The sequence below is a fragment of the Achromobacter sp. 10T422 genome (assembly GCF_056394065.1).
The window spans coordinates 397,051-419,207 of sequence record NZ_JBFTHD010000003.1; the positions used below are offsets into that span (position 1 = coordinate 397,051).

The 22,157-nt window shown below is 65.1% G+C and carries 22 protein-coding genes; 16 read left to right on the plus strand and 6 right to left on the minus strand.

Features of this window, described 5'->3' with window-relative positions:
- The first annotated feature begins 82 nt into the window (after positions 1–82).
- Genes AC1DB0_RS09415 through AC1DB0_RS09425 form a run of 3 tightly spaced genes read left to right on the plus strand, consistent with a single transcriptional unit; the run spans position 83 to position 3,055 of the window.
- Positions 83–1,516, plus strand: coding sequence for an aldehyde dehydrogenase family protein (locus AC1DB0_RS09415; protein ID WP_476757451.1), 1,434 nt, complete (start codon positions 83–85; stop codon positions 1,514–1,516).
- Between the two features lie 26 nt (positions 1,517–1,542).
- A complete protein-coding gene (locus AC1DB0_RS09420) occupies positions 1,543–2,022 on the plus strand; it encodes a GlcG/HbpS family heme-binding protein (RefSeq protein ID WP_054421158.1) in 480 nt (159 codons plus the stop codon).
- Positions 2,023–2,044: 22 nt separating this feature from the next.
- Positions 2,045–3,055 carry a 2Fe-2S iron-sulfur cluster-binding protein gene (locus AC1DB0_RS09425; RefSeq protein WP_476757407.1) on the plus strand — a complete coding sequence of 337 codons (1,011 nt, stop codon included), beginning with the start codon at positions 2,045–2,047 and terminating at the stop codon, positions 3,053–3,055.
- Positions 3,056–3,126: 71 nt separating this feature from the next.
- Here AC1DB0_RS09425 and AC1DB0_RS09430 read toward each other — a convergent pair whose 3' ends face one another.
- The 6 genes from AC1DB0_RS09430 to AC1DB0_RS09455 all read right to left on the minus strand — a co-directional run bounded on the left by AC1DB0_RS09430 (position 3,127) and on the right by AC1DB0_RS09455 (position 9,827).
- Positions 3,127–3,564 (minus strand): universal stress protein, encoded by a 438-nt coding sequence (locus AC1DB0_RS09430; protein WP_054421160.1) that lies wholly within the window; start codon positions 3,562–3,564, stop codon positions 3,127–3,129.
- A 119-nt stretch (positions 3,565–3,683) separates the two neighbouring features.
- Positions 3,684–5,390, minus strand: a complete 1,707-nt coding sequence (locus tag AC1DB0_RS09435) for an ABC transporter ATP-binding protein (RefSeq protein ID WP_441371386.1) — start codon at positions 5,388–5,390, stop codon at positions 3,684–3,686.
- A gap of 18 nt (positions 5,391–5,408) precedes the next feature.
- On the minus strand, positions 5,409–6,278 hold the full coding sequence (locus AC1DB0_RS09440) for an ABC transporter permease (protein ID WP_175170600.1): 870 nt from the start codon (positions 6,276–6,278) through the stop codon (positions 5,409–5,411).
- Positions 6,275–7,246, minus strand: coding sequence for an ABC transporter permease (locus AC1DB0_RS09445; RefSeq protein ID WP_054421162.1), 972 nt, complete (start codon positions 7,244–7,246; stop codon positions 6,275–6,277). Before AC1DB0_RS09445 ends, AC1DB0_RS09440 begins: the two co-directional genes overlap by 4 nt.
- Positions 7,247–7,265: 19 nt before the next feature.
- Complete coding sequence (locus tag AC1DB0_RS09450) at positions 7,266–8,954, minus strand: ABC transporter substrate-binding protein (protein WP_054421163.1); 1,689 nt, start codon at positions 8,952–8,954, stop codon at positions 7,266–7,268.
- Positions 8,955–8,990: 36 nt separating this feature from the next.
- Complete coding sequence (locus tag AC1DB0_RS09455; RefSeq protein ID WP_476757408.1) at positions 8,991–9,827, minus strand: hypothetical protein; 837 nt, start codon at positions 9,825–9,827, stop codon at positions 8,991–8,993.
- A gap of 222 nt (positions 9,828–10,049) precedes the next feature.
- Between AC1DB0_RS09455 and AC1DB0_RS09460 the strand changes: the two genes are divergently transcribed.
- The 13 genes from AC1DB0_RS09460 (at position 10,050) to AC1DB0_RS09520 (ending at position 22,083) form a co-directional block, all read left to right on the plus strand.
- Entirely contained in the window at positions 10,050–11,306 is a 1,257-nt protein-coding gene (locus AC1DB0_RS09460) for an SfnB family sulfur acquisition oxidoreductase (protein ID WP_476757409.1), read from the plus strand.
- Between the two features lie 4 nt (positions 11,307–11,310).
- Positions 11,311–12,528, plus strand: a complete 1,218-nt coding sequence (locus tag AC1DB0_RS09465) for an SfnB family sulfur acquisition oxidoreductase (protein ID WP_476757410.1) — start codon at positions 11,311–11,313, stop codon at positions 12,526–12,528.
- 20 nt (positions 12,529–12,548) lie between these two features.
- Entirely contained in the window at positions 12,549–13,916 is a 1,368-nt protein-coding gene (locus AC1DB0_RS09470; protein WP_054421167.1) for an LLM class flavin-dependent oxidoreductase, read from the plus strand.
- A gap of 107 nt (positions 13,917–14,023) precedes the next feature.
- Positions 14,024–14,824, plus strand: coding sequence for a MetQ/NlpA family ABC transporter substrate-binding protein (locus tag AC1DB0_RS09475; protein ID WP_342067476.1), 801 nt, complete (start codon positions 14,024–14,026; stop codon positions 14,822–14,824).
- A gap of 20 nt (positions 14,825–14,844) precedes the next feature.
- Positions 14,845–15,438 (plus strand): NADPH-dependent FMN reductase, encoded by a 594-nt coding sequence (ssuE, locus tag AC1DB0_RS09480; protein WP_054421169.1) that lies wholly within the window; start codon positions 14,845–14,847, stop codon positions 15,436–15,438.
- A 13-nt stretch (positions 15,439–15,451) separates the two neighbouring features.
- Positions 15,452–16,624 carry an FMNH2-dependent alkanesulfonate monooxygenase gene (ssuD, locus tag AC1DB0_RS09485; protein WP_447980849.1) on the plus strand — a complete coding sequence of 391 codons (1,173 nt, stop codon included), beginning with the start codon at positions 15,452–15,454 and terminating at the stop codon, positions 16,622–16,624.
- Positions 16,624–17,316: an ABC transporter permease subunit gene (locus AC1DB0_RS09490; RefSeq protein ID WP_054421171.1), complete on the plus strand. Its 693-nt coding sequence runs from the start codon at positions 16,624–16,626 to the stop codon at positions 17,314–17,316. Before ssuD ends, AC1DB0_RS09490 begins: the two co-directional genes overlap by 1 nt.
- A gap of 10 nt (positions 17,317–17,326) precedes the next feature.
- The gene (locus AC1DB0_RS09495; RefSeq protein ID WP_441371391.1) at positions 17,327–18,562 is read left to right on the plus strand and encodes an acyl-CoA dehydrogenase family protein; all 1,236 of its coding nucleotides are present in this window, start codon (positions 17,327–17,329) and stop codon (positions 18,560–18,562) included.
- Between the two features lie 10 nt (positions 18,563–18,572).
- Complete coding sequence (locus AC1DB0_RS09500) at positions 18,573–19,373, plus strand: methionine ABC transporter ATP-binding protein (RefSeq protein ID WP_476757411.1); 801 nt, start codon at positions 18,573–18,575, stop codon at positions 19,371–19,373.
- Positions 19,373–20,035, plus strand: a complete 663-nt coding sequence (locus AC1DB0_RS09505; protein ID WP_054421174.1) for a methionine ABC transporter permease — start codon at positions 19,373–19,375, stop codon at positions 20,033–20,035. Before AC1DB0_RS09500 ends, AC1DB0_RS09505 begins: the two co-directional genes overlap by 1 nt.
- Positions 20,036–20,051: 16 nt before the next feature.
- Positions 20,052–20,876 carry a MetQ/NlpA family ABC transporter substrate-binding protein gene (locus tag AC1DB0_RS09510; protein WP_342067472.1) on the plus strand — a complete coding sequence of 275 codons (825 nt, stop codon included), beginning with the start codon at positions 20,052–20,054 and terminating at the stop codon, positions 20,874–20,876.
- A 19-nt stretch (positions 20,877–20,895) separates the two neighbouring features.
- The gene (locus AC1DB0_RS09515; RefSeq protein WP_342067471.1) at positions 20,896–21,801 is read left to right on the plus strand and encodes an ATP-binding cassette domain-containing protein; all 906 of its coding nucleotides are present in this window, start codon (positions 20,896–20,898) and stop codon (positions 21,799–21,801) included.
- 66 nt (positions 21,802–21,867) lie between these two features.
- Positions 21,868–22,083 (plus strand): TOBE domain-containing protein, encoded by a 216-nt coding sequence (locus AC1DB0_RS09520; protein ID WP_006227327.1) that lies wholly within the window; start codon positions 21,868–21,870, stop codon positions 22,081–22,083.
- The last annotated feature ends 74 nt before the right edge of the window (positions 22,084–22,157 follow it).

Here is a 22,157-nt window from a genome sequence, read left to right on the forward strand (position 1 = left end):
AAGCTATCTCAGACGACCAATCCGGCCACTCCGTATCAATAAAGGAAGCGCACCCGTGGACGATCTTTCGCAGCAGGCCTTCATGAATCACATCGGCGGCGCCTGGGTGCCCAGCGCCACCGGCCGCACGGCCCCGAATATCAATCCGGCGGACACGTCCGACGTGGTGGGCTTGTTCCCCCTGTCCGACGCCGAAGATGCCGGCCGCGCGGTGGCCGCCGCCGACGCCGCGTTCGCCGCTTGGCGCGACGTGCCCATCTCCAAGCGCGCTGCCATCCTGTTTCGCGCCGCCCAATATCTGGAAGACCACGCCGACGCCTTCGCCCGCGAGCTGACCCGGGAAGAGGGCAAAAGCCTGAACCTGGCCAAGGACGAAGTGATGCGCTCGGCGCAGACGATCCGGTTCTATGCGGTGGAAGGGCAGTCTTTCACCGGTGAAACCTTCGTCAACGATGATCCCGACATGGTCGTCTACAGCCAGCGCGAGCCGCTGGGCGTGGTCACCGTGATCTCGCCGTGGAACTTCCCCATTTCGATTCCCGCCCGCAAGATCGCGCCCGCGCTGATCGCCGGCAACACCGTCGTGTTCAAGCCGTCGTCGGATGCGCCGTTGTCCGGCTACCGGCTGACCGAGGCCTTCGTGCAGGCGGGCTTGCCCGCGGGCGTGCTGAACCTGGTGATCGGCCCGGCGTCGGCGGTTGGCCCGGCCATCACCAGCGCGCGCGCCGTGCGCGCGATTTCGTTTACCGGCTCGACCGCCGCAGGCGAACAGATCCACCGCAGCGCGGGCCTGACTACCCGCACGCAGATGGAGCTAGGCGGCAAGAACCCGCTGATCGTGCTGGCCGACGCCGATCTTGACCGGGCGGTAGACCTGGCGGTCAAGGGCGGATTCTCGTTGAGCGGGCAGGCCTGCACCGGCACCAGCCGCGTCCTGGTCGACGCCCGCGTGCGCCAGGCGTTCACCGACAAGCTCGTCGCGCGCGTCAAGACGCTGACCATCGGCAACGGGCTGGACGGCAATTTCGACCTGGGTCCGCTGGCCACGCGCAAGCAGCTGGACAACGTGCTGAGCTACATCGCCGTGGGCAAGCAGGAAGCCACGCACCTGTGCGGCGGCGACGTGCTCACCGGCCCGGGCTTTGAACGCGGCTATTACGTGACGCCCGCGCTGTTCACCGACGTGACGCAGCAGATGCGCATCGCGCGCGAAGAAATCTTCGGCCCGGTGATCGCACTGATCGAAGTCGACGGCTATGACGACGCCATCGCCAAAGCCAACGACACCGAATACGGCTTGTCGGCCGCCATCGCCACCACCGACGCGCGCTACGCGCACCGCTTCGCCCGCGACATTCAGGCGGGCACGGTGAAGATCAACCGCACCACCACCGGCAACTTGATCAACGCGCCGTTTGGCGGATTGAAGCATTCCAGCACCTCCACGTTCCGCGAATCGGGACGCGTCGGCCTGGAGTTCTACACGCAGATCAAAACCATCTACCGCGCCGGCTGAACCCGCGCAAACAAAGAGGCTACGAAATGAAGCAGATCTATCGCCTGGAACTGGAAGAAGCCCGCCTGATGGTGCGCGCGGCTATCGCCAAGTCGGAAGCTATCGGCGTCCTGGAATCCATTTGCATCGTGGATGACGGCGGCTATCCCATCGCGCTGGAACGCATGGACGGCGCGCGCATCACCGGCCCGCAGATTGCGTGGAACAAGGCGTTCACCGCAGCGGGGCACAAGCGCTCGACGCATCTGTTCAACACGCCGCCCAACGGCCCCGCGCTGCCCGGCAACGAAGCCTTCGGCATCCAATGGAGTTTCGACGGCAAGTTCGCGGTGTTCGTCGGCGGCTTTCCGATCGTGGTGAATGACGAGGTGATCGGCGGCGTGGGCTTGAGCGGCGGCAACGGCGAACAGGACACGCAAGCCGGCCTGGCCGCCTTGGCGGCATTGGCCGAACTGCTGGAGCCGCGCGGCATGAAAGTGCTGGTGCAGGCCGACATCAAAAAATAACGACGAAACGAGCGAGGCCGCGATGGCATACCGCGTGCATATCCTGGAAACGGACGAGGCGTTCGTTGTGGAGCCGGACGAATCCGTGCTGGACGCCGCCGTGCGCGCGGCGGTGAAGCTGCCGCACGAATGCACGTTCGGCGGCTGCGGCACCTGCCGCATCAAGCTGGAATCCGGCGCCGTGCGCTACGACGAATTCCCCATGGCCCTGACGCCCGAGGAAGCCGCCGATGGCTACGCGCTGGCCTGCCAGGCCCGCCCGGAAAGCGATTTGTGCATCAGCGTGGCCAGCAGCCGGCAGCAGTTTCCCGAGCCGCGCCAGCTGCCGGCCACCGTGCACCGCATTGAGGCGTACACGGACGACATCATTCATCTGACGTTGGCGCTGCCCGATGACGCGCTGGACTACGTGCCGGGCCAGTACATGAATGTGCTGCTGCCCGATGGCGAAACGCGCAGTTTTTCGATGGCGTCGGCGCCTGCCAGCGGGCTGCTGGATTTCCATGTGCGCCGCATTCCCGGCGGCCGGTATACCGACCACTGGCTGGGGCAGGCGCAGGCCGGCGCAGCGTTGAATATCGAAGCGCCGCTGGGCGTGTTCAGCTATCACGAGGAAGACTGGCGTCCGCTCATCATGATGGCCACGGGCACCGGCATTGCGCCGATCAAGGCCATTCTGGAATCCTTGCTGGACAAGGAAGACTGCCCGCCGGTCAGCCTGTATTGGGGCATGCGCACCGAAGCCGACTTGTATCTGCAAGACGAGATCGCAAGCTGGGCAGGGCGCTTGTACGAATTCACCTACGTGCCGGTGCTGTCGCGTGCAAGCGCCAGCTGGGAAGGCCGGCGCGGCCATGTGCAGGACGCGGTGTTGCAAGACCACGCCGACTTGTCCGAGCACGCCTTCTACCTGTGCGGGGCGCCCGCGATGATCCTGGACGCCAAACACCAGCTGGCCGCGCGCGGGGCCAGCCTGGACCATCTGTACGCCGACAGCTTCACCTTCCAACACGCGCTGGCGCCTGTCGCCTGACGCGGTCCGACGTGGCCTGGCGGCGTCCGGCTCGGACGCCGCCACCATCGCCACCTTTGCCTGCGCAGCCGCTACCGGAACACCAGCACCGGTAGCCGCGTCTTGTTCAGCACGCGCTGCGTTTCACTGCCCAACAGAAAGCCGGTCATGCCGTGCCGCCCGTGCGAGCCCATGATGATCAGGTCGCAGCCTTCGCTTTTCGCAGTCTCGACGATGGCCTCGTGCGGGTGATCGTTGACCATGACAACGGTGCTGCAAGGCACCAACGCATGGCGGGCTTCCATCTCCAGGCCTTCCAGATAGCTCTGCGCGTTTTTCCGCGCCTGGTCAGTATGGTGCGCTTGGGTCGTGCCCAGCATCTCGGCCTGATAGACCAGCAGATGGTCCTCCGGTATGGCGCGGATAACGGTGATGGTCGCGCCCATTTCCTTGGCGAAAACGAGCGCGCGCTTGAAAGCCGATTCGGACAGCAGGGAGCCATCCACGGCGATGAGCAAGTGCCGATACATGTCGCTTCTCCTTTAGAAAAAGGAATGTCGAGCAACGAAGGTCGAGCAACGGCGAAATCAGTATAGGCTCGCCGTTATCGGCAATCCAGTCCCGCATAAGGACGAGGCAGCTCTCGCCTTCAGGCGCGGCGGCGCAACGCGTCGTCGCGGGTCGCCAGGCCCTGGGGCAGTGCGTCGATCAGGCTGCGCGTGTAGGGGTGGCGGGGGTGGCGCCATAGGGTGGCGTTGGGGCCTTCTTCCACGATCCGGCCCGCATTCATCACCAGCACCCGGTCCGCCAGATAGTGCACCACCGACAGATCGTGCGAAATGAACAGGTACGACAAGCGGAACTCGGCCTTCAGGTCCACCAGCAGATTCAGAATCTGTGCCTGCACGGACACGTCCAGCGCGGACACTGGCTCGTCGCAGATGACAACGGCCGGCCGCAGCACCAGCGCCCGGGCGATGCCGATGCGCTGTCGTTGCCCGCCCGAGAACTCGCTGGGATAGCGCGCCAGCGCCGCCCGTGGCAAGCCCACGGCATCCAGGATGTGGTCGATGCGCCGCCGCCGCTCATGCCGGTCCGACACACGGTGGATGCGCAGCGCCGCTTCCAGAATGTCGTTCACCGTATGCCGGGGGTTCAGCGACGCATACGGGTCCTGGAAAATCATTTGCACGCTCTGGCGGTAAGCGGCCAGGCGGCGGCGGTCCAGTTGCGCGGTGTCTTCGCCACGCAGCAGGATGCGGCCGGACGCCGGTGTCAGCAGGCGCACCAGCGTGCGCGACAAGGTGGATTTTCCGCAGCCGGATTCGCCGACCAGCCCCAGGGTTTCCCCGGGCGCCAGCTGGAATGACACCCCGTCCACCGCCGTCGCCGCGCCTTCGCGCGTGGCGTATTGCACGCGCAGGTTTTCCACTCGCAGCAAGGGCGGCGTGCCGGGCGGCGCGGGGTCATTGGCCGCGGCGGCCACGCGCGGGGGCGTGACCAGGCCAAACACCGGCCGCCCAGACTCCGGGTCCAGGCGGGTGCGGATTTCCGGCAGGCGGCGCGTGCGGTAGTGGGTGGCGTCGTCCAGCTGTAACGAGGCGCCCAGCAAGCCTTGTGTGTACGGATGGCGCGGCTGGCTCAGCAGTGTTGCCGCCGGACCTTCTTCGACCTTCTCGCCGCCCACCATCACGGCCACACGGTCCGCCCATTCCCCGACCACGGCCAGATCGTGGGTGATCAGCAGCAGCCCCATGCCAAGCTCGGCGCGCAGGTCGTCCAGCAATTGCAGAATCTGCGCCTGCACGGTCACATCCAGCGCCGTGGTGGGCTCATCCGCCACCAGCAGTGCAGGCTGGCAGGCGATGGCGGCGGCGATCATGGCGCGCTGGCGTTGGCCACCCGACAGCCGATGCGGATAGTCGTCCACGCGGCGCTGCGGTTCCGGCACGCGCACCAGGTCCAGCAATTCGATGGCGCGCGCGCGGGCCGCGCGAGCGCTGGCGCCGCGGTGCAGGCGCAGTGCCTCGCCAATCTGCTCGCCCAGCGTCAGCACCGGGTTCAGGCTTGTCATCGGCTCCTGGAAAATCATGGCGATGCGGTCGCCGCGCAAGGCGCAGCGCTGGCGTTCGGTCAGCGCCAACAGGTCCTGTCCGTTAAACGCGATACGGCCAGCGACGCGCGCATGGCGCGGCAGCAAGCCCAGCAAGGCGAGCGCGGTGGTGGATTTGCCGCAGCCGGATTCGCCTACGAGCGCCAGCGTTTCGCCAGCATGGATGTGCAGGTCCAGCCCGCGTACGGCCTGATGCCCGGGAAAGGACACGTTCAAGCCTTGGATGTCGATCAGCGTGGTCATGATGGTTCGCAGGGCGGGCTAGCGCGCGGCGGCGGGCGCAACGGCCCGATGGCGGCGCAGTTTGGGATTGAGCGCGTCGTTCACCGCATCGCTCAGCAGGTTCAGCGCCAGCACGGTGGCCATGATGGTCAACCCCGGCAGCGCCGTCATGTACCAGGCGGTGCGCAACGCCTCGCGTCCGGCGCCAACCATGCTGCCCCAGCTGACCACATTGGGGTCGCCCAGGCCCAGGAACGCCAGGCCGGCCTCTGACAGGATGGCGTGTGCGACCAGCACAGCGGTGGTCACGATGATGGGCGGCAACGCGTTGGGCAGAATTTCAAGAAAGATGATGCGCGCATGGCCCGCGCCCAAGGTCTGCGCCGCCCGCACGAACTCGCGTTCACGCAGCGCGATGAATTCGCCGCGCGTCAGGCGCGCGATGCCCGTCCACGACGTCACGCCCAGCGCGAAGATGATGGTGGATAACGACGGCCCCAGAATTGCCACCAGCACAATCGCCAGCAGGAAGGACGGCACCGTCTGGAACAGTTCGGTGATGCGCATCAGCACCGCATCGACGCGCGGCCCCGCATAGCCGGCAAAGGCGCCCACCATCAGCCCGATGAAAAGCGCGATGGCGGCGGACGCGCCGCCCACCAGCAGCGACACGCGCGCACCGTGAAACAGGCCGGCCAGGATGTCGCGGCCCATCAGGTCGGTGCCGGCCGGAAACTCCACGTCTTCGCCGGGCCAGGTAAAGGGCGCGCCGACCATTTCAAGCGGGTCACCCGGGAACAGCCACGACGCCGTTGCGGCAGCGCCCAGCACGATCAACAGGATGCCCGCGCCCACGGCAGCGGAAGGGGCGCGCAAGAGGCGCAGCACGGCCAGCAGATTCTGCTTCATGTCTTTCTTACCCGAGGGTCCAGCAAGCCGTAGGTGGCATCCACGGCAATGTTCATCAAGGCGACCAGCGCCGCGCTCATCAGCAGGATGCCCAGCAACAGATTGACGTCGCGGCTGGCGATGGCTTCGAACGACAGCTGGCCCAGGCCCGGCCACGCGAACACGGTTTCGACCACGATGCTGCCGCCCAGCAACGCGCTGCTTTGCAAGCCCAGCATGGTGATGACGGGCAGGATGGCGTTCTTCAACGCATGCCGCCAGATCACCCGCGCTTCGCCGTTGCCGCGCGCGCGGGCGGTGCGGATGTAGTCCTCTTGCAGCGTTTCAATCATGGAGGCGCGCGACAGCCGCGCGTAGATGGCCACGTAGTAGATCGCAACCGTTGTCACCGGCAGCGCCAGGTGCCGCGCGTAGTCCAGCCACTTTTCCCAGCCGGTGTAGGCCGCGCCCACATCGCGGATGCCGCCCACGGGCAGCCAGTTCAGGTGCACGCCAAAGCCTACGATAAGCATCAGCGCCGTCCAGAACATCGGCGCGGAATACCCCGCCGTGGCCAGGGCCGACAGCAGGGTGTCCAGCACGCCGTGGGGGCGCCGGGCGGCCAGTACGCCCAACAGCACGCCCAGCGCTACCGACAACGCCAGGCCGGTGCCAATCAGCGCCAGCGTTGCGGGCAAACGGCCGGCGATCAGATCGGCCACCGGCTCGCCATAGCGAAACGAATAGCCCAGGTCCAGTGACGCCAGGCTCTTCAGGTAATAGCCCAGTTGCGCCCACACGCTTTGGTCCAGCCCATATGCCACGCGCAACTGCGCCACGTGTTCCGGCGTAATGCCGCTGTTTTCAGAGGCGATGACGTCCACCAGATCCCCCGGCACCAGCTTGAGCAGGAAGAAATTGGCGACGGCGGTGGCTCCTACGACAAAAAGAATCTGAAGCAGGTAACGCAAGGGGCGGGGCAGGCGCATGGTGAGGTTCCCGCGGCCGTCAGGCCTTGCCTAGCCAGACGTTGGCAAAGTTGTTGCGCGAATGTGAGGACGCGTCCGTCACGTTGCGCACCTGCTTGTCCCACACGCCGAACCAGCGGAATTCAAAGAGCCCGATCAGCGGCAGGTCGCGTTGCGCCAGGCGCTGCACCTCGTTGTATTGCTCAATGCGCTTTTTCGGATCGGTCTCGACCTGGGCCGCTTCAATCGCGCGGTCCATGTCGGGGTTGTTGTAGCCCGACACGTTGTACCAGGGCGTGCCTTTCGCTTCGGCCTTGCTCCAGTACCGCGTTTCCACGCCCAGCTGCGGATCGATCAGCACCGTGCCCCACGAACTGATCAGCTGGAAGTTGTAGTCGGTGAAAACGTTGCGCGTCCACGTCGCCAGATCCAGCCCACGCAAGGTGACGTCAATACCGATCTTGCGCAACGCCTGACGCACGAATTCGCCGGTGCGGCGGTAGTCATCGCCAAAGGGGATGTAGTCATGCGTCAACGCAAAGCGCCAGCCGTCGGCCTTGCGGGGAAAGCCCGCTTCGTCCAGCAGCTTTTCCGCCAGCGCCGGGTCATAGGGATACTGCTGCACGTTCGGGTTGTGATACGGCTTCACCAGCGACGGCACCGGGCTTACGAAGGGTTCGGCATAGCCGTTCCATACCGTCTTCACCAGCACTTGCTTGTTGACCGCGTGGGCGATGGCCTGGCGCACTTTCAGCTGCGACAAAATCGGGTCGCGCAGATTCGCTTCCAGCCACAGCCAGGCGGCAAAGCCGTTGTAGCCCGACGTGTCCACCGCCAGCTTGGGCAGTTTGGACAGGCGCGTGGCATCGGTGAAGGCGACAGGGTTGCGTTCGCCGTAGGCCACGCCGCCCGTCTCCAGCGCCGTGGCGCGGCCCGACACATCGGGAATGATCTTCCACACGATGCGGTCCAGGTACGGGCGTTCCGGCTGCCAGTACTTGTCGTTCTTTTCCAGCACGATGTAGTTGCCCCGGTTCCATTCCTTGAACACAAAGGGGCCGGTGCCAATCGGCTTGTTGTTGTAGGGGTTGTTCTGGATGTCGGTGCCTTCGAACAGGTGGCGCGGCAGAATGGGCGCGCCCAACGAGTCGATGGCGTTCAACGCCACGGGCGTGGGTTGCGACAGGTGCAGCACCACGGTGTGGTCGTCGGGCGTTTCCACCTTCTGCAAGTACTGAAACACGCGGCGCGCGCTGGGCGCATGCTTCAACCACACCGCTTCCGCCGACCACTTCACATCGGCCGCCGTGAACGGCTTGCCGTCATGCCACAAGACGCCTTGGCGCAGCTTGAACGTGATGGTCTTGCCGTCATCCGACACGGCCCAGCTTTCAGCCAGTTGCGGGCGCGGCTTCAAGTCCGGTCCGTATTCGACCAGCCCGTCGAAGATCTTGCTGACCACGGCGCCGGTGGGCGTGGACGAGTTCAGGTAGAAGGCCAGCGTGGGCGGCTCGGGGTGGACCACGGCGTTCAGCACGCCGCCGCGCGCCGCGCCGTCCACGGTGTTGGGCAGGCTTTGGGTGTCGGCATAAGCGGGCGCGAAGATCACGTTGGGAAACAGCGCACCCGCGCCCATCAGCGCGCCGGCGCTCAGCAGCCAGCGGCGCAGCGGGTTGGTCGGTTCGTCTTGCGGGTCGAGATGGCCGCCCGGAGGCAGTTGCTGCGTCATGAAGGTTTCCTTCTTTGGAAGAGAGTGCCGGCGGTGTCAGGCGGCCAGGCTGGTCAGAGCGGGAAGTTCGTCGGGGTCCAGGCGCAGCAGCGTGGCCAGCAGTTCGCGGCGCCAGGCGTCATACAGCGCAACATGGTTGCGGGTGTCCAGACCGGTGGCGCGCAGGTTCAACTGCCAGGAATCGCGCAGATAGGGGCCCAGCAGGCGCTGCACGTCCTCGTCAGCCTGGATCAGCCCTGCGACCCAGTCTTCGCGTTGTGCGGGGTCGGTGCGCGCCAGTTTTTCCAGCCACCATTGCGTGATGCGGATGCGGTGCGCTTCTTCATCGGGCAGGATGCGGTTCTCGCCGAATTCCCGATGTCCCGCGTCCAGCACGCGTGCCGTGCGCCGGTTCACGAACAGCCGCGCCAGGATGTAGTGCTCGTAATGGAATTGCCAGGCCAGGAAGTTCTGCCAATTGCGCAGCGCGAAGCCGCCAACGAGATCCCAGGCTTCCTGCACGCCTTGCTCAACAGCAGCCAGCGGCGATGCGCCTAGCAGCACCGTCGCGCGGCCGAGCGAAAACTCTGCGTGCGCCGCGTCGTCGCCCAGCTGGCGCGCCAGGGCGAATTGAAAGCCGGTGTCCTCCTTGAACGGGCCAGCAATCGCCTGCGCGGCGACCTGGGTGATGAACAAGTCGTGCACCGTGTTCCAGATGGCGTAATCAGCGGCAGCGTGGCGCTCTTCGGCCGTAGCCAGATCACGCGGTGGCTCCAGACGCACGGCAGGAATGTTGGGCGCGACAACCAGCCGGATGTCGTCGAACAAGCGCGCCTCCAAGGCGCCGTCATAGTCCAGCGTCAGAGGCAAGCGGGGCAGGTCCAGTTCAGGCATGGCAGGTGTCGGACGCGGAAAAGTCTCGACTCTAAGCAAGCGCTGACGCCGCCCGCAAACATTCTTTGGTCATGTCGATATGTGCCTATGCGCGCTGCTAACAGTAGGCAACGGGCGCGCCGCGCGCATATACCGATTTCAAATAACCGCATGAGAAATCCGTCCTTCCGCGTGTGATGGCGCGCCGATAGGCTGCATGTTTCCTCAACGCCGGGGCGCACCATGCCGCACGGGTCCAGCAATACGGCTTCAAGCCTTTCACCCCACCACGAACCGGATCAGGCGCCGCGGCGGATACGCCCGGCCCGCATTCATGACGATGCCCAGGCCATTGCCTCCGCGCACGAGCTGGCCGCCGACTTCGCGTTGGGTGCGGCAGAACGCGACCGCGAACGCGGGCTGCCTTGGCGAGAGATCGAACGCTATACGGCAAGCGGATTGGGCGGCATCACCGTGCCGAGCGAATATGGCGGCGCAGAGGTGTCGCATGTGACGCTGGCCGATGTGTTTCGCATCATCAGCGCCGCTGACCCGTCGTTGGGCCAGATTCCGCAAAACCATTTTGGCTTCCTCAATTTGCTTCGCCTGACCGGCACGCCCGCGCAGCAGCGCCGCTACTACGACGGCGTGCTGGACGGCTACCGGCTGGGTAATGCGGGCCCCGAGCGGCATACGAAACACACTAGCGATATCGAAGCGCGGCTCACGCCCGATGGTGACGGCTACCGCGTCAGTGGACGCAAGTTCTATTCAACGGGCGCGTTATTCGCGCACTGGATACCCGCCAAGGTGTTGGACACCGAAGGCCGGCTGGTGACCGTGATTCTGGAGCGCGGTGCGCCGGGGCTGTCCGTCGTGGACGATTGGTCCAGCTTCGGCCAACGCACCACGGCCAGCGGCACGGTGCTGCTGGATAACGTGCGTGTCGAACCTCATGCCATCTTGCCTGCCTGGCAAGCTCAGCAGGCCTTCGTGTTGATCGGGCCATTCGCGCAACTAATGCAGGCTGCCATCGACGTCGGCATCGCCGAAGGGGCGTTGCAAGACGCGGTGGCGTTTCTGCGCGAGCGCTCGCGTCCGTGGGTAGAGGCCAACGTTGAACGCGCCACGCAAGACCCGTATGTGATTGCGGACGTGGGGCAGCTTTACATCGAACTGCATGCGGCCCAGGCCTTGCTGACGGAAGCTGCGCAGCACCTGGACGATGCCCGTGGGCGCGCGCTGAACGGAGACGACGTTGCCGCCGCGTCGATCTCCGTGGCGCGCGCCAAGGCGTTGTCTACCGAGATTGCGCTGGCGGCCAGCGAAAAGCTGTTCGAACTGAGCGGTGCGCGGGCGTCGCTGGCCGAGTTCAATCTGGACCGTCATTGGCGCAACGCGCGCACGCACACGCTGCACGACCCCGTGCGTTGGAAGTATCACGCGGTGGGCCACTACGTGCTTAACGGCCAGCGCCCCAACCGCCATTCCTGGATCTGACGCGATGACGCACGAGAAAATATCCACGTTGGCGCCGCGCCGCGCCGCTGTCATCGAGTCGGGTGCGCAAGCGTTGTCGGTAGCGCGGGCGCTGGCCGAAGACTTCGCACGCGAAGCCTCCCAACGCGACCGCGAACGGCGTCTGCCGCTGGCGGAGCTGGAGCGCTATTCCTTGTCGGGCCTGTGGGGCATCACCGTGCCGCGCGAGCATGGCGGCGCGGGCGTGTCGCGCGTGACGCTGGCCGAAATCACCGCCATCATCTCGGCCGCCGATGGCTCGTTGGGCCAGACTCCGCAGAATCACTACTACGCGCTGGAAGTGTTGCGCGTGAACGGCAGCGCCGACCAGCAGCGCCGCTTCTACGCACGCGCGCTGGCGGGTGAACGCTTCGGCAACGCATTGGCCGAAACCGGCACGCGCACGGCAGCCGAGCGCCGCACCCGGCTGGACCCGGATGGCGCGGGCGGATGGCGCATCAACGGCAGCAAGTTCTATTGCACGGGCGCGCTGTACGCGCAGTGGATACCGACGGCCACTGTGGATGGCGACGGCATTCAGCGCCTGGCCATCGTGCGCCGCGACAGCCCCGGTGTGGAAGTCATCGACGACTGGTCAGGCTTTGGCCAGCGCGTCACGGGCAGCGGCACCGTGCATTTCACCGACGTGGCGGTGCTTGCCGAAGACGTGTTGCTGCTGGCCGATCCGGTGGCCCCCCCGAACACGATCAAGCCGCTGGCGCAGATCATCCACGCCGCTATCGATTTGGGCATCGGCCAGGCCGCGTTGCAAGACGCGCTGAGCTTTGTGCGCGAACGGTCGCGTCCGTGGATCGACGCCAACGTTGAACGTGCCGCCGATGATCCGCTGACGATCAGCGAGTTCGGCCGCCTGTCCATCCGGCTGGAAGCGGCGCGCGCGCTGGTCGCCCGCGCCGGCCGCATTCTGGATGTGGCTACGGCCGACGGCACCGCCGCCAACGTGGCCGCCGCCGCCATCGCGGTGGCGGAGGCCCGTGTGTTGACGACCGAAGCCTCGCTGGCCGCAGGCACCAAGCTATTCGAGCTGGCGGGCACGCAATCCACGCTGGACCACCTGAATCTTGACCGCCACTGGCGCAATGCCCGCACGCACACGCTGCACGATCCGGTGCGCTGGAAGCGGCACGCGGTGGGCAATTACTACCTGAACGACATTGCGCACGGCCGCGTGGGCACCACCTGATCCTGACGGAGCCAACTTTCATGGCGAAAAAGAAAATCCTGCTCAACGCGTTCAACATGAATTGCGTCGGCCACATCAATCACGGTTTGTGGACGCATCCGCGAGACACGTCCACGCAATACAAGACGCTGGAATACTGGACGCACCTTGCGAAGTTGCTGGAACGAGGCCTGTTCGACGGCTTGTTTCTGGCTGACATCGTGGGCGTGTATGACGTGTACCAGGACTCGGCGGACCTGACGTTGCGGGAATCGATTCAGCTGCCGGTGAATGACCCGCTGCTGACGGTGTCGGCGATGGCGGCGGTGACGCAGCACCTGGGCTTTGGTGTGACGGTGAACCTGACTTACGAAGCGCCGTATCTGCTGGCGCGTCGCTTTTCCACGCTGGACCACCTGAGCAACGGCCGCATCGGCTGGAACATCGTGACGGGCTATCTGGAAAGCGCCGCGCGTGCGATGGGCTTGTCGGAACAGATTGCGCACGATGAACGCTATGACCGCGCGGATGAGTTTCTGGAGGTGGCCTACAAACTGTGGGAAGAAAGCTGGGACCGCGATGCGGTGAAGGCAGACAAGCGTGCGCGTGTGTATGCGAGCCCGGATGCGGTGCGGCGAATTGATCACGAGGGCAAGTACTACAAGGTGCAGGGCTATCACCTGTCGGAACCGTCGCGGCAGCGCACGCCGGTGCTGTATCAGGCAGGCTCGTCGGGCCGGGGCCAAGCGTTTGCGGCACGTCATGCGGAGTGCGTATTTGTGTCGAGCCAGACGAAGGAAGGCTTGCGTAAGCTGGTGGCAAGCGTGCGCGAGTCGGTGGCGCGCGAGGGGCGTGATCCGCGTGATATCAAGTTCTTCATGGGGGTGACGGCGGTGGTGGGCAAGACGGAAGCCGAGGCTCGGGAGAAGCATTCGGAGTATTTGCGGTATGCGAATCCGGAGGCGGGGCTGGCGCATTACGCAAGTTCTACGGGCATCGACTTTTCACGTTATGCGGCGGACGAGCCAATCCGGTATGTGAAGAACAACGCGATTGAGTCGGCGGTGAAGAATCTGACGGTGTCGAGAACGGATCGGACGGTGACGGATCTGCTTGCCGATATGGCGTTGGGGGGGAGATATCCGGCGCTGGTGGGTAGCGCGTCGCAAGTGGCGGACGAGTTGGAGTCTTGGGTGGCTGAGACGGATATTGATGGGTTCAATGTGGCCAGGACGGTGACGCCGGAGTGCTATGAGGACTTTGTGGATCTGGTGATTCCGGAGTTGCAGGAACGGGGGGCTTATAAGACGGCTTACTCGGAAGGGGGGTTACGGGAGAAGCTGTTTGGGGCGGGTAGGGGGGAGCTGCCGTTGGAGCATGTGGGTAAGCGGGGAGTGCGGGTGTATTGAGTTGTGGTGGGTGCGCGCACACATAACCTCATACCGACTAAGTATTTTTCGCCATCTCATCCCGGTGCCAGAATCCTCAAATCATCTCTCGCTCCGAGCCAAAAATCATGCCCTCGCTTCGTTACCTGTTAGCCGCCTCACTCCTCGCGATTCCGTTCATCACCCCCGCACACGCCGCAGATAAATCCACCATCACCGTTGGCATCTCTGTCGGCACGGCGGAAAAGATATTCGATGTTGTTCAGAAAGTCGCCGCCCGTGACGGCCTCACCATCAAGCTCGTCAAGTTCAACGACTATCAGCTTCCGAACGCGGCCCTCAACGCCGGTGACCTCGATGCCAACGCCTTTCAACACAAGCCGTTTCTCGACAATCAGATCAAAGCCCGCGGCTTCGATATTGTTCCGGTTGGCCTGACGATCACGGCGCCGCTGGGCTTCTACTCGCGCAAAATCAAATCACTCAACGACCTGCCTGAAGGCGCGTCTGTTGGCATTCAGAACGACCCGTCCAATGGCAACCGCGCGCTTCGCTTGCTGGCTGCCTACAAGCTCATCACGCTGAAGCCCGAAGCCGAACAGAAGAACACCGCCACGCCGCTGGACGTCGTATCCAACCCGCGCAAGATCAAGCTGGTGGCGCTGGATGCCGCGCAATTGCCGCGTTCGCTGGATGACTTGACGGCGGCCTCCATCAACAACGACTACGCCGAACAAGCTGGCCTGGTGCCTGCCCGTGACGCTATTGGCCGTGAGGCGGCTGACGGCCCCTATGCGAACTTGATCGCTGTCCGCACCAAAGACCGCGACGAGCCTTGGGTGAAGAAACTGGTGTCTGCCTACCAGTCGCCCGAAGTGCGCGCCTACATCGAGAAGGAATTCAAGGGTTCCCTCATTCCTGCGTTCTGACGCGACCTTTGCGAACCCCCATGAGCATCCTTACCTTGACGGGCAGCCCGTCTCAGCGTTCCCGGTCTTCTGCTTTGCTTCGCCATGCCGCGCAACGGTTGCGCGCGTTGGGGCTGGGTGTCAGTGAACTGGGCTTGCGCGATATTCCGGCCGAAGAATTGATTGAAGGCCATTACTCGGGCGCGGCCGCCGGCGCGTTGCGGGCGCGGGTTGGCGCCGCGGATGCGGTGCTGATTTCGACGCCGGTCTACAAGGCTTCGTTCGCCGGCGGGCTGAAGGCCGTGCTGGATCTGTTGGATGAGAAGGCGCTGGCCGGCAAGGTGGTGCTGCCGATTGCCACGGGCGGAAGCCCTGCGCATTTGCTGGCGCTGGAATACGGGCTGAAGCCGGTGTTGTCGGCGCTGGGCGCCCGCCACATCCTGGCAGGCGTGTACGCCACCGACAAGCAGGTGCGCGTCGATGATGACGGCGCCATTCATATCGACGATGACGTGCGCGCGCGCCTGGACGACGCCGTTGACCGCTTGAGCGAGCAGGTGCTGCCGCGCACCATCGTTGTCAACGAAGCCTATGACCTGGGCCGCCTCGCGCTTGCGGGCGGGTTCAGCGTCTGACCCGGAGCTGCACATGGATGTTTTCTGGTTCATTCCCACGCATGGCGACTCGCGCTACCTTGGCACCAGCCAGGGCGCGCGCGCGGCAAGCTATGACTACTTTCGTCAGGTCGCGGTAGCGGCCGACACGCTGGGCTATGACGGCGTGCTGCTGCCCACCGGCAGGTCTTGCGAAGATGCGTGGGTCGTGGCGTCCAGCCTCATCGGCGCCACGCGCCGGTTGAAGTTTCTGGTGGCGATACGCCCCGGCGTCAGCTCCCCGCAGGTGTCGGCGCGCATGGCCGCCACGTTTGACCGTCTGTCCGAAGGGCGTTTGCTGGTCAACGTGGTGACGGGCGGCGACCCGGGTGAGCTGGAAGGCGACGGTGTCTTTGTCAGCCATGACGAGCGCTACGCCATCACGGCTGACTATCTGCACATCTGGCGCGGCATTCTGGAAAACAGCCATCAGGCCGAAGGCTACAGCTTCGAAGGCGAACAGCTGGTGTCCAAGGGCGGCAAGGTGATTTATCCGCCCGTGCAAAGGCCGTATCCGCCTTTGTACTTCGGTGGCTCGTCCGAGGCCGCACATGCGCTGGCCGCCGAGCAGTTGGACGTTTATCTGACCTGGGGCGAGCCGCCCGAAGCTGTGGCCAGGAAAATCGCGGACATCCGTGCACGGGCGGCGGAGCATGGGCGCACCTTGCGCTTTGGTATCCGCTTGCACGTCATCGTGCGCGAAACGGAAGAAGCGGCATGGGCGGCCGCCGACGAGCTCATCAGCCACTTGAGCGAAGACGCGGTGAGCGCGGCGCAAGCAGCGTTTGCCAAGATGGATTCCGAAGGCCAGCGGCGCATGGCCGCCTTGCATGGCGGAAAGCTTAGCGACGGGCAGGGCGGCCGTTCGCATCTGGAAATCGCTCCAAACCTGTGGGCGGGTGTGGGGCTGGTGCGTGGCGGGGCGGGCACCGCGCTGGTGGGTGATCCCAAGACCGTCGCCGCCCGCATCCAGGAATACGCCGATCTGGGCATCGACACCTTCATCTTCTCGGGCTATCCGCATCTGGAAGAGTCGTATCGCTTTGCCGAGCTGGTGTTTCCGCTGCTGCCTGGCAAGGGCCAGCGCCACGCGGGCAACACGGTGCTGACAGGACCGTTTGGCGAAGTCATGGCGACCGAACTGGTGCCAAAGGAATCGGCAAGCTGATGTCTGCGCTCTGGCTGCCGGTGCTGTCCACGCCGTCTTCGTTGGTCTCCGCTGCGGCAGAGGCTTGGAGGTCGGGCGACGCATGGGCGCTGCTGCGCGTCAGCGTGTGGCGTGTGTCGGTGGCGCTGCTGTTGGGCGGCGCCGTGGGGGTGGCATTGGGTGCGCTGAACGGGTTGTCGCGCACGGCCGGCAACGTGTTGGACGCAGGAGTGCGCGTGTTGCGCGGCGTGGCGGTGTTGGCGAGCATTCCCTTGCTGCTGCTGAGCGCGGGCGCAATAGGGGAAACAAAAGAAGGCGCAACGCTGGGCCTGTTGGCCGTGGGCGTGTTCTTTCCGGTGTATGCCGCCGCGTTCCAAGGGGTGCGCGGGGTGGACGCAACGCTGATCGAGCTGGGCCGCACGGCAGGTCTTGCCCGTTGGCCGCTGTTGCGCGACGTGATCTTGCTGGGCGCCTTGCCGTCGGTACTGTCCGGGCTGCGAGGGGCGCTGGTGCTGCTGTGGGGCTTGCTGCTTGGCGTCGAAGCCATTCGCACCCTGGCGGCCCATCCCGATGGCAGCACGGCCGTTGACCGCATCGTGCTGACCTTTTTGATTTACGCCGTGCTGGCCCAGGCGGCCGATCGCTTGCTGTCTGCCTGGTCGCGTCATGCGTCGCGCTGGAGCCGCGCGCGGCCCGCCGCTGGCGCTTATTAGGATTTCAACCATGGCCAAGATTCAAGCCATACGAACAACATCCGTGGCGCAGGCCGCTGAAGCCGATGATGTCACTCCGGCGTTCTCCGCAGACCCGGCGCAGGCGCTGGAAACACTGGCGTCGCAGTTGGCCGCGACCGCTGTCGAGCGCGACCGGCAGGGCGGACACGCCGCGCACGAACGTGAACTGATTCGCGCGAGCGGCTTGCTGCGCTTGTCAGTGCCAACAGAATTTGGCGGCGCGGGCGCAAGCTGGTCCGCGGTGTTGGCGGCGGTGCGCCGCTTGGCCGAAGCCGACAGCGCCTTGGCGCACGTCTTTGGTTTTCACCATTTGCAAGTCGCCGGCGTACTGCTCTACGGCACGCCCGCACAGCACGCGTATTTCTTGAAACCCACCGTCGAACGCAATCTGTTCTGGGGCAATGCGCTGAACCCGCTGGACCGCCGCGTGGTTGCGCGCGCCGAACTGGATGGCTACCGCATCGACGGGGTGAAGAGTTTCAGCTCGGGCTCGGTGGGTTCGGATGTGCTGACGTTTTCTGCCTGGCACAAGGCGTCGGATACCGCGTTGATCGCGGCGGTGCCGACGCGGGCTGAGGGCATTACCGTAAACCCGGATTGGGATGCCTTCGGACAACGCCAGACCGATAGCGGCACGGTGCGTTTCGACCACGTCCGCCTGGAAGCCATTCAGGTGCTGCAAGCGCCGGGCGTGACGGCAACGCCACGCGCCACGCTGCGGTCGCAGGTGGCGCAGCTGATCATGACGAATCTGTACCTGGGGCTGGCGCGCGGCGCATTCCAGGAAGCGCGCCGCTATGTGCGCGAGGATGCGCGCGCGTGGTTTGCCGCAGGCGTGCAGCGCCATGCCGACGACCCGTATGTGCAGGAGCGCTTCGGCGAGTTCTGGTTGCGCCTGCAAGCCGCAGAGGCCCTGACGGACCAGGCGGGTCTGGCGCTGGATGCCGCCTTGGAACGCGGCCCGTCCGTGACGGCGGACGAGCGCGGCCGGGTGGCGGTGGCGGGCGCACAAGCCAAGGTGCTGGCGCATCGCGCCGCGCTGGAAGTGGGGTCGGAATTGTTCGACGTCACCGGCGCCAGTTCCACCGCCGCGCGTTTCGGCTACGACCGCTTCTGGCGCAATGCGCGCGTGCACACGTTGCACGACCCGGTGGCCTACAAGGTCCGCGATCTGGGCCGCTACGCGCTGCTGGACCAGATTCCTGAACCCACCGCTTACTCCTGATGCCTTCCCGATGACCCAGATTTCTTCTCTTCCCAGCGCGCCGCAGACCGTGATCCGGCTGGACGCCGTCAGCAAGGCCTACGCCACGCGCGCGGGCCGCTTCGATGCCGTGCGCGATGTGTCCTTGTCGATTCGCGCGGGCGACACCTTCGGCATCATCGGCAAAAGCGGCGCGGGCAAGTCCACGCTGCTGCGCCTGATCAACCTGCTGGAACGGCCAGACGAAGGCGCGGTGCATGTGGCCGGCACGGAATTGACGGCGCTGCCCAAGCGCGCGCTGCGAGGCGCCCGGCAGAACATCGGCATGATCTTTCAGCAATTCAATCTGCTGCAAAACGAGACCGTGTTCGAGAACGTGGCCTTTGCATTGCGCGTGCATGGCGGACGCAGCCGCGAACAGATTGCGGCGCGCGTGCGCGACTGCCTGGACATCGTGGGCCTGACCGACAAGATCGCCAGCTACCCCGCGCAATTGTCGGGCGGCCAGAAGCAGCGCGTGGCGATCGCACGCGCCTTGGCCAGCGAGCCCGCGGTGCTGCTGTGCGACGAGCCCACTTCCGCGCTGGACCCCGAGACCACGCGTTCCGTGCTCGCCGTGCTGCGCGACGTCAACAAGCGGCTGGGCGTGACGATTGTGATCGTCACACACGAACTCGCCGTCGTGCGCGCGCTATGCCGCCATGTGGCGGTGATGGAAGACGGCCGCGTGCTTGAGCAGGCAGAAATCTCGGGCGCCAACGTGCACCTGTCGTCCGCGCTGGGCCGCGAGCTCATCCGCGAGGCCACCCACCCGTATGAAGAGGTTGCGTAATGCTGGATACCTTTGTGCAGTTGCTGCCCGAACTGGGCGTGGCGGTCGGCCAGACGTTTCTGATGCTGGCCATCGCGTTGGCTGCGTCCATTCTGTTTGGAGGGCCGTTGGGTGTGCTGGTGTTTCTGACGGGGCCCGGCCAGTCGCTGGACCGTCCGGTGTTGCATCGGCTGCTGAGCTGGACGGTGAATACGGTGCGTTCGTTTCCGTTCATCATTTTGCTGGTGGCGCTGGTGCCGTTTACGCGTGCGATTGCGGGCACGTCGATCGGTCCCGTTGCGGCGGCGGTGCCGCTGTCTTTCGCGGCCATTCCTTACTTTGCCCGCCTGGTCGAGCAATGCCTGCGGGAAGTGCCGCGCGGCGTGATCGAGGCCGCCCATGCGGCCGGCGCGTCGGAGCTTCAGATTGTGCGGCGCGTGCTGCTCGTTGAGGCGCGCTCTGGCCTGGTGCTTGCCTTGACGGTGCTGGCCGTGAGCTTTCTTTCCTATTCGGCGGTGGCCGGCGTGGTGGGCGGCGGCGGCATCGGCGACCTGGCCATTCGCTACGGCTACTACCGCTTCCAGACCGACGTGATGGTGCTGACCGTGGCGCTGCTTGTCGTGCTGGTGCAAATCATTCAGGTAGCGGGCAATACCGTCGCGCGCCATATCGACAAGCGTTGAACGCTTGAGGACTCACATGTCATTCCCTCGACTTGCCCTGTTCGCGGCGCTGGCCGCGCTGACCCTCGGTGCGGCGCATGCTGCCGACCCCGCGAAGAAAGAAATCGTGTTCGGCGCCACGGCCGGGCCGTACAGCGACCAGATCAAACTTGGCATCAAGCCCATCCTGGAAAAGCAGGGCTACACGGTCAAGATCGTGGAATTCAACGACTACATCCAGCCCAACTTCGCGCTGGCGCAGGGCGCGTTGGACGCCAACGCGTTTCAGCACGAGGTGTATCTGAAGAACTTCGCGGCCAAGAACAAGCTGGCGCTGTCCGAGCTGGTGAAGGTGCCCACTGCGCCCATCGCCATCTACAGCAAGAAATACAATAGCGTGGACGCGGCGCCTGACGGCGTCACCGTGGCCTTGCCGAACGACCCGACCAATCAGGCGCGTGCGCTGGTGGTGTTGCAGGAGCTGGGCTGGGTGAAGCTGCGCGATGGCTACGACCCCTTGCAGGCGTCAGAAAAGGACGTGGCCGTGAACGTGAAGAAGATCAAGCTGATTCCGCTTGAAGCGGCGCAGTTGCCGCGTTCGCTGGACGACACCGATTACTCGTTTGTGAACGGCAACTTTGCGCTGGCCTCGGGCCTGAAGCTGACCTCGGCGCTGGCGCTGGAGAAGACCACGCCCACCTACCAGAACCTGGTCGCCGTGCGCACCGCTGATATCGGCAAGCCGTATGTGAAAGACATCGCGGCGGCTTACGCGTCGCGCGAATTCCTGGCGGTGACCGATAAGTCATTTGCGGGTTTCGTGAAGACCGATTATCAGCAAAAGCTGGAGGCGGCCCGCTAGGGTGGCGGCCGGCACGCTGATGTTCATCCCGCCGCAGGAGTTCGAGCTGTTGCAGCATCTGGAGGTGCCTGACCGGACGCGGCGCGATGACGCGGACGCGCCCGTGGAGGAACCCGGCCGGCCGCTGCGCATCAGCCTGCGCAAGCTGGCCAAGCGGGATGGCGCGCGCGTGGTGCTCAAGGGGCTGGATCTGGATATTGCCGCGGGCGAGTTCGTGGCCGTCGTGGGACGTGGCGGCGCGGGAAAGAGCAGGTTGCTGCGCATTCTGGCGGGTCTTGACCGGCCAAGCGGCGCGCAGGGGGGGCCGCCCACGCGTTCGCCCGTGCTGTTCGACAACTTTCCGCAATGGGCGTCCGACGAACGGGTGCGGCTGGTGTTTCCCGAAGACCGGCTGCTGCCGTGGAAGCGCGTGTGGCAGAACGTGGCGCTGGGTGTGCCGGGCGATGCGCGGGGCCGGGCGCTTGATGCGCTGCGGCAAGTGGGCTTGGCGGAACACGCCAGCGACTGGCCGGCGCAGTTGAATGCTGCGCAGCGCCAGCGCGTGGCGTTGGCGCGAGCGCTATTGCGCCAACCCGGCCTGTTGTTGCTGGATGACCCGTTAAGCGGGCTGGATGCGCTGTCGCGCATCGACGCGCAAGCGCTGATCGAACAGGCGTGGCAGCGCGGCGGTTTTACGTCCGTGCTGGCCACGCGTGACGTGCACGAAGCCGTGGCGCTGGCCGATCGCATTGTGGTGATCGACGAGGGTGCGGTGATTTTTGACGAGCGCGTGGCATTGACGCGCCCGCGCGCACGCGGTTCCGCCGCTTTTGCCGCGCTGGCCGCGCGGGTGTTGCGCGCCATCTTGAAAGAAGCAGAGCCGCCGTTGACCGACCGGCCGCTTGCGCCCGTGATCCAGATTCGGCATTTGCGGCTGGCGGTGTAGCGCCGTCAGTCATTTCCCTTTTACGTGGCGCCCCGATGGCGCCGACCCTTTCATCAGGAGCAAGCCATGAGCATTCAATCCATCAACGCCCGTAACCAGTTCCGCGGCAAGATCAAGGAAATCATCCTGGGACCGGTGGTGTCCGAAGTGGACGTGGACACGCCGGCAGGTATCGTCACGTCCGTGATCACCACGCGTTCCGTGAAGGAACTGGACCTGCAAGTCGGCACCGAGGTGCTGGCCTTCGTCAAAGCCACCGAGGTGTCCGTCGCCAAACTGTAAGAAAGCGAGATTGGCGCCGGCGCTTCCCCTGCGCCGGCGTTAGGCATATATTGTCAGCGCGTTATCCGGCGGTT